Genomic DNA, 8622 nt, shown 5'->3' with positions numbered 1-8622 from the left:
ATGGCTTATGCGCTTATTCGTTCGTCGGATCCAGGGATTGGTTCCGCCGCCCGGTCCTTAAAGGAGGATTTGTGCATCTTACGATCCACTGGATACGCCCTCTTGGACGCAAACTTACGCGAGCGCCCGGCCCCTGCGCACGTGGCACACCTGACGCGACCGTGAACCCGGGCAGGCGTTTCGCCGCAGGCCTCGACGCAACGAAGACGCTTTGAAGCCAGTTGCCCTCCGAGACGAAAACGACACGGAGGACGATCAGAATGCCGTTCGAAAAGCCGATTCCTCGCCGCACGGTTCTGAAGGGTGCTGCAGCGTCGGGCGTCCTCGCCCTTGCCGGCCCGTCCTTCGCGCAGCAGGCGGTCGCCGGATCGCCGCTCAGGAAGGCGATCCCCTCGTCCGGCGTTGAACTGCCGGTAGTCGGCATGGGCACCTGGATCACCTTCAATGTCGGCAACAACCCGGAAGCGCTCGCCCAGCGCACTGCGGTGATGGAAGCGTTTTTCGAAGCCGGGGGCGCGATGATCGATTCCTCGCCCATGTACGGCTCGTCCCAGGCGACCGTCGGTCACGGGCTCGAACAGCTCGGCATTCCCGATCAGCTCTTTCCCACCGACAAGGTCTGGACTACCGACGTTTCCGAAGGCCCCGACCAGATCGCCGAGACCCGGAGGCTGTGGGGCGTCGATCGTTTCGGCGTGATGCAGGTGCACAATCTCCTCGGCTGGGAAGGTCATCTCGACACGCTCCAAGCGATGAAAGAGGAAGGCCTCGTCCGCTACGTCGGCATTACCACCTCCCATGGCCGCCGGCACGATGAGATAGAGCGGATCATGGAATCGAGGCCGATCGACTTCGTCCAGCTCACCTACAACATCGCCGACCGCGAGCCGGAAAACCGGCTCCTGCCGCTCGCTCAAGAACGCGGCATCGCCGTCATCGCCAACCGCCCGTTCCGGCGCGGCGCGCTGATCTCGGCCGTCGAGGGGGCCGAGCTACCCGGTTTCGCCGCCGAGATCGAAGCAGAAACCTGGCCGAAATTTCTGTTGAAGTTCATCGTCTCGCATCCGGCGCTCACCGTCGCCATTCCGGCGACGCGGCAGGTTGATCACGTCCGCGAAAACATGGCGGCCGCACGCGGTCCCATGCCGGACGCCGCCATGCGTCAGGAGATGGCGCGCTATTTCGACGAGCTGTAACGACGCACGATGCTTACCGATCTTTCGAGCTATTCGCTTGCCGACTTCCTGCTTTTCGACCTGACGATCTATCGCGGGCTGTTCGGCCTTCTGAACGACAATCACCGGCCGATCGCGCTGGTGCTCACACTGGCCGCATGTGGCACGCTGTGGCTGCTGCATTCACGGCGTCCCGAGGGGGCTCGCGCAAGCGCCATTCTTCTGGCGCTCGCCTTCGCCACCTCCGGCTGGACCTTCTTCTTCGGGGTCTACCAGACGATCAACTGGACGGCCGTCTATCCCGGCTGGGCGTTCGCGGCTCAGGCGGTGCTTTGTGCCCTCGCCGCCTTCCTCATCGCGCCGGCAGGCGCGGTTCAGATGGGACAAACGGCTGCCGGAGCGGCGATCGCCGCCTTCGTCGTCTTGTATGGCCTGTTCGGCCATCCGCTTGCCGGCTACGTCCTCGGCGATGAGATCGCCGCGTTGGAATGGTTCGGCCTCGCGCCGGACCCGACCGCTTTGGTCGCGCTCGGCCTGTTCGGCTTCTGGCCGAGCCGCTGGCGGTTTCTTCTGGCGGTGGTGCCCGTCCTCTGGCTGGCCGCGAGTGCTGTCACGCTGATCGGTCTTGGCGCCGATCTGAAAGCGGGACTCCTGATCGCCATCGGTCTTCTGGGACTGGCCGGTGTCCTGTGGCCGACGCGCCGCCTAAACGCTTTGCAGCCCGAGGCCGATGATCGCGCATCCGCGCCACGCCCTCGCCTCGCTACTTCATTGGCCGCCGAGCGGGCCAGAACCTCGCACATGGGCCCGATCAAAGCAGATCGTCCGAAGACGCTGCTCCCGACATCGGCCCCGGCCCGAGCTGCGCTCAGAACCGGTACCAGACCGCCGTCGTGACGCCCTGTTCCCGCAGCGCGTTCTTGCCGGCCACCGTTGCAAAGCCCCCTGCCTGCAGCGACCACTTTTCATTGAGGTCATAAACCACGGAGGCCTGCGCCTTGTGATAATGATAGTCCGGCAGGCGGGCGCTCTCCGGCCCGGCCGCCGCGATGGTCGAGAAGGACTGGAGAAGCAGAAGCATGTCGGAGCGTGGCCGCACCCCGGCGGTAAAGTCGAGCCTCACCTCGTCGAAGCCCTCGTCGCGCTTCGCCACCCGCGCCCGATAGCCCGCCTGCACGTCGAGGAAGATGGGGTAGTCCCACAATTCGAAACCGTAGCCCAGAAGCAGCCGCGACTCGATCTGCGGCGCCTCCCAGCCAAAGGTGTCCACGGCCGCGTCCGCTTCGCCAAAGGCGTCTTCGAAACGCGCGGTCAATTGCGCCGAAGCGACAAAGCCTTCAGCCTCGAAGACGCGCATCCGGGCCCCGCCGGCGAAGTTCGACAGCGCCGGGCGGGCGAAGGGAAGCCCGTTTTCGGCGGAACTGCCGATCTCGGCTTCACCCAGGAATGTCAGCCAGTCCGTATGGCCATATTCGACGAGAGCGCTCACCGTGCCCTTGGCGAAGTCGACGTCGGAGTTCACATCGCCGAACGAATCGAACCCGGCGTCCGCTTCCGAATAGAGCCCCGTGACGATCGCCTGCCCCTCGCCTGCCTTCAAGGTCCAGGCGCCGGCTGCCGCGTCCTTCGAGCCGACCATTGCCATCAACGCGGATGCCATCGTTGCGACGCCCCACGTGCCAGACCGTTTGAATTTCATGGGCAAACTCCGTCCATGCCTCCATGGCCAGACTTTCCCAAAAGTTGCAGAATTCACTAAATCAACTGAAACGTCCTGCACTCATAGTTAACCAAGCGTAATCTCGATGTCAGTGGACAAGTCTGCCGAGAAGGGTGCGATTCCAGCAAACTTCCCCGCCAGCCGTTTGAAGCGCCGGCGATGCTCGAATAAAATCATGGCCTGAACCTACCCGGCGGCCCGGAGCGTCCCCTTGCCCATCGTCCAGCTCGACGAACAGCTCATCGATCAGATCGCTGCCGGCGAAGTGGTCGAACGGCCGGCGAGCGTCGTCAAGGAACTGGTGGAAAACGCCATCGACGCCGGCGCGACCCGGATCGAGATCGCGACGGCCGGCGGCGGCAAGACCCTGTTGCGCGTCACTGACGATGGCTGCGGCATCCCCCGGGACGAATTGCGCCTGGCGGTGCGGCGACACTGCACCTCGAAGCTTGCCGCAGGCCTTGACGGGATCGCGACGCTGGGCTTTCGCGGCGAGGCGCTGCCTTCGATCGGATCGGTCGCCCGGCTTCTCCTGCGCTCGCGGGCAGAGGGCGCAAGCGAAGCCCATGAGGTCGAGATCCGAGATGGGGAATGCGACGGCCCGCGCCCGACGGCGCTGTCGCGCGGCACGGTGGTCGAGGTACGCGATCTCTTCCAGAGCGTGCCGGCGCGGCTGAAATTCCTGAAGAGCGACCGCGCCGAGACCTCGGCTATTACGGATGTGGTGCGGCGCCTGGCCCTCGCCGAGCCGGAAATCCGCTTCGAACTCTCCGGCCCCGACCGCTCGACCACCGTGTTCGAGTCTGCGCGGACCATGGGCGAGCGGATCGGCCAGATCGTCAGCGAGGAATTCGCAGAAAATGCGATCACGCTCGATGCCGAGCGCGAGGAGGTGCGGCTTTCTGGACTGGCGGGTCTGCCGACCTTCAGCCGTGGCAACTCGCTGCAGCAATATCTCTTCGTCAATGGCCGGCCGGTGCGCGACAAGATGCTCGTCTCGGCGCTGCGCGGCGGCTATGCCGACGTGATGGCGAAGGATCGTCACCCGGTCGCCGTCCTGTTCTTGACCCTCGATCCGACGCTGGTGGACGTCAACGTTCATCCGGCCAAGGCCGATGTCCGGTTTCGCGATCCCGGCCTCGTGCGCGGCCTGATCGTCGGCGCGCTGCGCCAGGCCTTCGCCGAATCGGGCCTGCGCGCATCCTCGGAAGGCACGGCGGGCCTGATGGCGCGGATGCGGGCGAATGCGGAGAGCGTCCAACCGGCGCCCAGGCGCTTCGACGGATTTGCGCCGGGCGGCTTCTCCGCCCCTCGCCAGGCTGACTACGATCCCGGCGCCTCGCCTTTCCGCCCGTTCTCCCCGAGCGCGACCGAGACGCTGGAACGGCCGGCGCAGGAGGACACGGCGCCCACCGGCCTCTCCGCTCCCTCAGGCTTTGACGAAGATTTGCACCCGGTCCCGGATGGCCCGCCGATGCGGATGGCACCGACCGGACCGCAGCAGCCCGTCCGCAAGGCGGCCGAAGACTATCCGCTGGGCGCGGCGCGGGCACAGCTTCACGGCAATTACATCGTCGCCGAAACCGACAAGGGCCTCGTTCTCGTCGATCAGCACGCTGCCCATGAGCGGCTGGTCTACGAGGCGCTGAAGACGGCGATTCACGGTCGAGCACTGCCCTCTCAGGGGCTGCTCATTCCCGAGATCATCGATCTGACCGAGGACGATGCCGAGCGCCTCGCCGAACACGCAGAAAGCCTGGAACAGCTCGGGCTGACCGTCGAGCGCTTCGGCCCGGCCGCCGTCGCGGTGCGCGCGACGCCGGCGATCCTCGGCCAGACCGATATTGCCCGGCTCGTCCGCGATCTCGCCGACGAACTGGCCGAATTCGGCACGGCCGACACGGTGTCGAGTCGCATCGACCATGTCGCCGCGACCATCGCCTGCCACGGCTCGGTGCGCTCGGGCCGGGCGCTGAAGCTCGACGAGATGAACGCGCTGTTGCGCGAGATGGAGAGGACGCCGGGCGCCGGACAGTGCAATCACGGCCGGCCGACCTTTATCGAGCTGGGGCTTGCCGATATCGAGAAGCTCTTCGGCCGGCGATAGCGCATCGGACCGAAAAGTGGTCCCGGTTTTCGGATTATCCGAAGCGAAAACAAAGGTCTGGAGCATGAGACCCGATTCCGAAATCGGGCTCATGCTTTAGCGCAGCGTCGGATCGTCCGATTGCATTTCCGGGAAAGACGCCGTAGTGCGAGCCGCGAACGATCGGAGTGAACGGCCATGAACCGTTTCGAAAATTCGGGCGAGGCGAAGCTGCGGTACGGGACACCGGATTTCCAGGTGATCCGGGCGGGCTCCTATGTCCGCTGCGCGGTGACCGGCGAGGCGATCCCGCTGGACCTTCTGCGCTATTGGAGCGTGGAACGCCAGGAAGCCTATGTGGACGGGGCCGCGGCCTTCCGCCGCGAACTGGAAGCGCGTCAGGCGAACTGACAGCCGCGCTCAGCCCTCTGCCGGATGGGCGGGCACGAGATGCGTGCGCCGTCGCTCGAATTCTGCGATCGTCTCGCGGACGATGCGCCGGGGGACCGTCGGCACTGCAAATTCCAGTTCGACATCAAGCACTGCGCAGCCTTTGAGGAATATCTCGCCATCCTCGACGCCGGCGATCCGCACGGCGTCCTTGCGGGTGGTCGCCAGGACAAGCTTTTCCGTCCGCGCCCGCTCGGCGAGAGCCGCCAGATCGTCGGGCACGAAGGGGTGATGGTCGGGGAAGTCGCGGGTTTCCACCACGTCGCAGCCAAGATCGCGAAGCGAGGCGTAGAACTTCGTCGGATCGGCGATCCCGGCAAAGGCGAGGATCCGCTCGCCGAACAGGATGTGCCGCGACTTCGGCACGAGGCTGCCCGAAAAGATCGGCCGCCCCGCCCGCGCCATCATCCGAACCGCCACCTCCCCGTTGCGATTGTCCTCCTCGTCGGAGCCGATGAGAAGCAGACCGTCCGCATGGCGGATCTGGTCGATGAGCGGTGCGCGCAGCGGGCCGGCCGGAAAGACAGCGCCGTTGCCGAGGCCGCGCCGAGCGTCGAGGGCGATCAGCGCATAGTCGATCGCAAGATGGGCGCTCTGGAAGCCGTCATCCATGATGACGAAATCCACCCCACGCTCGCGCATCAGGAGTTCGGCCGCCACCGCCCGGTCAGCCGCGACCGCCGTCGGCGCGACGCGCGCGAGAAGCAGAGGCTCGTCGCCCACATCGGCCACGCCGTGGCGCGCGGGATCGACGATCAGCGGTTTGCGGCTCTTGCGTCCATAGCCGCGGGAGACGAAGCCCGGCCGGCGCCCCAGAGACAGCGCGGCATGGCCGAGCGCGATCGCCGTCGGCGTCTTGCCGCCCCCGCCGACGGTGAAATTGCCAACGCAAAGAACCGGGCAATCGGCGGGCGACCGCGGCCCATGCACCAGATTGCGCCGCGCGACGCGGCCATAGGTGAAGGATGCCGGCGTGAGCAGGCGGGAAACGAGAGAGGGTGGCTGCCACCAGAAGGCCGGCGCGCGCGCGGCCTTCACCGCAGAGCCCCCGCGCGCTCGCGCTGCTCCAGGCTCACCGAGAGCCGCAAGGGATGAAGATAGGGATCGAGCGCGCCCAGCGTTCGATCGAGGGCGCCGCGCATCTCGCTCACGGTGCGGGCCGCGGCACTCGCCATGGCCCGGCGCCGTTCGGGCTCGCTGAGGAGATCGTCCACCGCCGCCGACAGGCTGTCGGCGTCTCGCACGATCTGGGCACCGCCATTTCTCAGGAGACGCTGAAAGCTGTCGCGGAAATTCTGGACATAGCGGCCGGACAGGATGCCGGTCCCGAGCATCGCGGCTTCGAGCGGGTTCTGGCCGCCCTGGCCGGTGATCGACTTGCCGATGAAGGCGATCTCCGTGGTTCTCATGACGAGGCCCAGTTCGCCCATCGTGTCGCCGAGATAGATGTCGATTCCCGGCTCCGGCCACTCGCCGCGGCTGCGCCGCGCGACTTTGAGGCCCTTGTCGCCGAGAATTTTTGCGATAGCTGCCGCGCGTTCGACATGGCGCGGCACAATGATGGTGCAAAGGCCCGGATGGCGCGTCTTGAGAGCGAGATGCGCCGCAGCGACGATCTCCTCCTCACCGGGATGGGTCGAGATCGCCGCCCAGCGGGGCCGGTCACCGAGCGAAGCGTTCAGCCTCGCGAGCTGCTCGGAATCGAAGGGAAGCGGGGCCGCGTCGGCCTTCAGGTTCCCAGCAACGGACACCGAGGCGGCGCCCAGGATGCGAAAGCGCTCCCCGTCGACATCCGATTGCGCCACCACATGGGAGAAATTCTCGAACAGCGCCTCGGCGAAGCGGGGCGTCCCCTTCCACCGGCTGAAGGACCGGTCGGACAGGCGAGCATTGACGAGAAGTTGCGGAATGTGACGCTGTCGCAGTTCCTGGATGGTGAGCGGCCAGATCTCGCTTTCCGCAACGATCGCCAGATCCGGCCGCCAATGGTCGAGGAAGCGGGTCACCGCCGGCTGGACGTCGAGGGGCACATATTGATGGATCACCGAATCCGCCAGGCGCTCCTCGACCAGACGAGCTGAGGTGGTGGTGCCGGTGGTCATGACGATCGACAGGCCGTCTGCGGCGATGGCCTGGACGAGCGGCATCACGGCCACGGTCTCCCCGACGCTGGCCGCGTGCAACCAGACCACGGGACCGGAAACCGGCCGCTCGCGCCCGGCATGGCCGCAGCGCTCCTTCAGCCGCCGCCGCTCCTCCTTGCCGCGCGACGCCCGCCAGCCGACATAGGGGCCGATCAGCGGATAGGCGACGACGCCGGCCAGACGATAAGCGGCAAAGGCGGCTCGGGTCATGGCGTCGCTCACCGCGATCGCCCGGCTTGGGCCGCGACGAGGCGCTCGGCCTCGCGGTTTGCCGTTTCGATCGCCTGCGTCACCTCGCGGCGCTTTTCCTCCAGAAGCGCGTCGTCGGCATCCGGCGGCACGTGGATCGCCTCGCCCATCACCACGGCGATCCGCCCGAAGGGAAGCGGAATCCGGGTTCTGTCCCAGGCACTTTCGACGATGTGGTGCCGGCTGGTCACCGCCGCGGAGGGGATGATCGGCCGGCCGGAAATCTTGGCGAGCGTCACGATGCCCTGCCCCGATTCGCGCGGGGTTCCCTTGGGCACATCGGCAATCATGCAGATGCCGGTATGGTTCGCCAGGAGGCGCCGCATGGCGACGAGGGCCCGGGCACCGCCCTTCTTGCGGGCGCGCTTGCCCTTCGTCGTCGACCGACCGCCGGAGCCGCGCACCGTGGCGATGCCGAACCGCTCCACCACCGCCGCATTGATCGCGGCGTCTGTCGAACGCGACAGAAGCGCGGCATAGGGAAGGTCGGTCGGTCGGAAGAACGGGGCCAAGAGGTGCTGGCCGTGCCAGAGCCCGACGATCGCCGGATGCTGCTCCCGCAGAATGCGGGCGCTTTCCGAGGAGCCCGGAACCGGTCGCTGGGTGGCACGAACGAAACGCAGCAAGCGATAGACCGCTCCCCCCACGATCTGGACGAAGGCGGGCGAACGGGCGATTTCGCGCATGACGCTGCGCCGGCGTGGCGGGCGCTTTCGCTCCGTCTTGTCTCGTGCGACCGTTGCGACGGGTCCTACCGTTTCACCGGAAAATGTCTCATCCGACATGGTACGCGACACG

At 66.5% G+C, this 8622-nt stretch carries 8 protein-coding genes; 4 read left to right on the top strand and 4 right to left on the bottom strand.

The features are described from left to right. The first annotated feature begins 260 nt into the window (after positions 1 to 260). On the top strand, positions 261 to 1196 hold the full coding sequence (locus MF134_RS21815) for an aldo/keto reductase (RefSeq protein ID WP_255341527.1): 936 nt from the start codon (positions 261 to 263) through the stop codon (positions 1194 to 1196). A 9-nt stretch (positions 1197 to 1205) separates the two neighbouring features. After that, positions 1206 to 2072, top strand: a complete 867-nt coding sequence (locus MF134_RS21810) for a DUF6064 family protein (RefSeq protein ID WP_255341526.1) — start codon at positions 1206 to 1208, stop codon at positions 2070 to 2072. Here MF134_RS21810 and MF134_RS21805 read toward each other — a convergent pair. Further along, positions 2044 to 2874 carry a hypothetical protein gene (locus MF134_RS21805; RefSeq protein WP_255341525.1) on the bottom strand — a complete coding sequence of 277 codons (831 nt, stop codon included), beginning with the start codon at positions 2872 to 2874 and terminating at the stop codon, positions 2044 to 2046. The two genes, MF134_RS21810 and MF134_RS21805, sit on opposite strands and share 29 nt — an antisense overlap. A 232-nt stretch (positions 2875 to 3106) precedes the next feature. Here MF134_RS21805 and mutL point away from each other — a divergent pair, with 232 nt between their 5' ends. Further along, positions 3107 to 5002: a DNA mismatch repair endonuclease MutL gene (mutL, locus tag MF134_RS21800; RefSeq protein ID WP_255341524.1), complete on the top strand. Its 1896-nt coding sequence runs from the start codon at positions 3107 to 3109 to the stop codon at positions 5000 to 5002. A 177-nt stretch (positions 5003 to 5179) separates the two neighbouring features. Then, the gene (locus MF134_RS21795) at positions 5180 to 5392 is read left to right on the top strand and encodes a DUF2093 domain-containing protein (RefSeq protein ID WP_255341523.1); all 213 of its coding nucleotides are present in this window, start codon (positions 5180 to 5182) and stop codon (positions 5390 to 5392) included. 9 nt (positions 5393 to 5401) lie between these two features. Here the strand turns inward: MF134_RS21795 and lpxK are convergent, their stop codons facing one another. From lpxK to MF134_RS21780, 3 genes are read right to left on the bottom strand one after another with little or no spacing between them, the layout of a single operon-like run. After that, complete coding sequence (lpxK, locus tag MF134_RS21790; RefSeq protein ID WP_255341522.1) at positions 5402 to 6469, bottom strand: tetraacyldisaccharide 4'-kinase; 1068 nt, start codon at positions 6467 to 6469, stop codon at positions 5402 to 5404. Next, positions 6466 to 7797, bottom strand: coding sequence for a lipid IV(A) 3-deoxy-D-manno-octulosonic acid transferase (gene waaA / locus MF134_RS21785; protein ID WP_457590043.1), 1332 nt, complete (start codon positions 7795 to 7797; stop codon positions 6466 to 6468). The genes lpxK and waaA overlap by 4 nt, the downstream gene beginning before the upstream one ends. Further along, the gene (locus MF134_RS21780) at positions 7794 to 8510 is read right to left on the bottom strand and encodes a lysophospholipid acyltransferase family protein (RefSeq protein WP_255341521.1); all 717 of its coding nucleotides are present in this window, start codon (positions 8508 to 8510) and stop codon (positions 7794 to 7796) included. The genes waaA and MF134_RS21780 overlap by 4 nt, the downstream gene beginning before the upstream one ends. Positions 8511 to 8622: the final 112 nt, after the last annotated feature.

The sequence above is a fragment of the Jiella marina genome, from assembly GCF_024359545.1.
In the GTDB taxonomy this organism is placed as follows: domain Bacteria; phylum Pseudomonadota; class Alphaproteobacteria; order Rhizobiales; family Rhizobiaceae; genus Jiella.
The sequence above is the reverse complement of the archived record's forward strand: the minus strand, read 5'-3'. Positions and strand labels throughout refer to the sequence as shown.

Bases quoted from the DNA above. Each gene is read 5' to 3' on its own strand.
- MF134_RS21810 (WP_255341526.1), top strand. From the start codon at position 1,206: ATGCTTACCGATCTTTCGAGCTATTCGCTTGCCGACTTCCTGCTTTTC.
- MF134_RS21795 (WP_255341523.1), top strand. From the start codon at position 5,180: ATGAACCGTTTCGAAAATTCGGGCGAGGCGAAGCTGCGGTACGGGACA.
- MF134_RS21780 (WP_255341521.1), bottom strand. From the start codon at position 8,510: ATGCGCGAAATCGCCCGTTCGCCCGCCTTCGTCCAGATCGTGGGGGGA.
- MF134_RS21815 (WP_255341527.1), top strand. From the start codon at position 261: ATGCCGTTCGAAAAGCCGATTCCTCGCCGCACGGTTCTGAAGGGTGCT.
- MF134_RS21805 (WP_255341525.1), bottom strand. From the start codon at position 2,874: ATGAAATTCAAACGGTCTGGCACGTGGGGCGTCGCAACGATGGCATCC.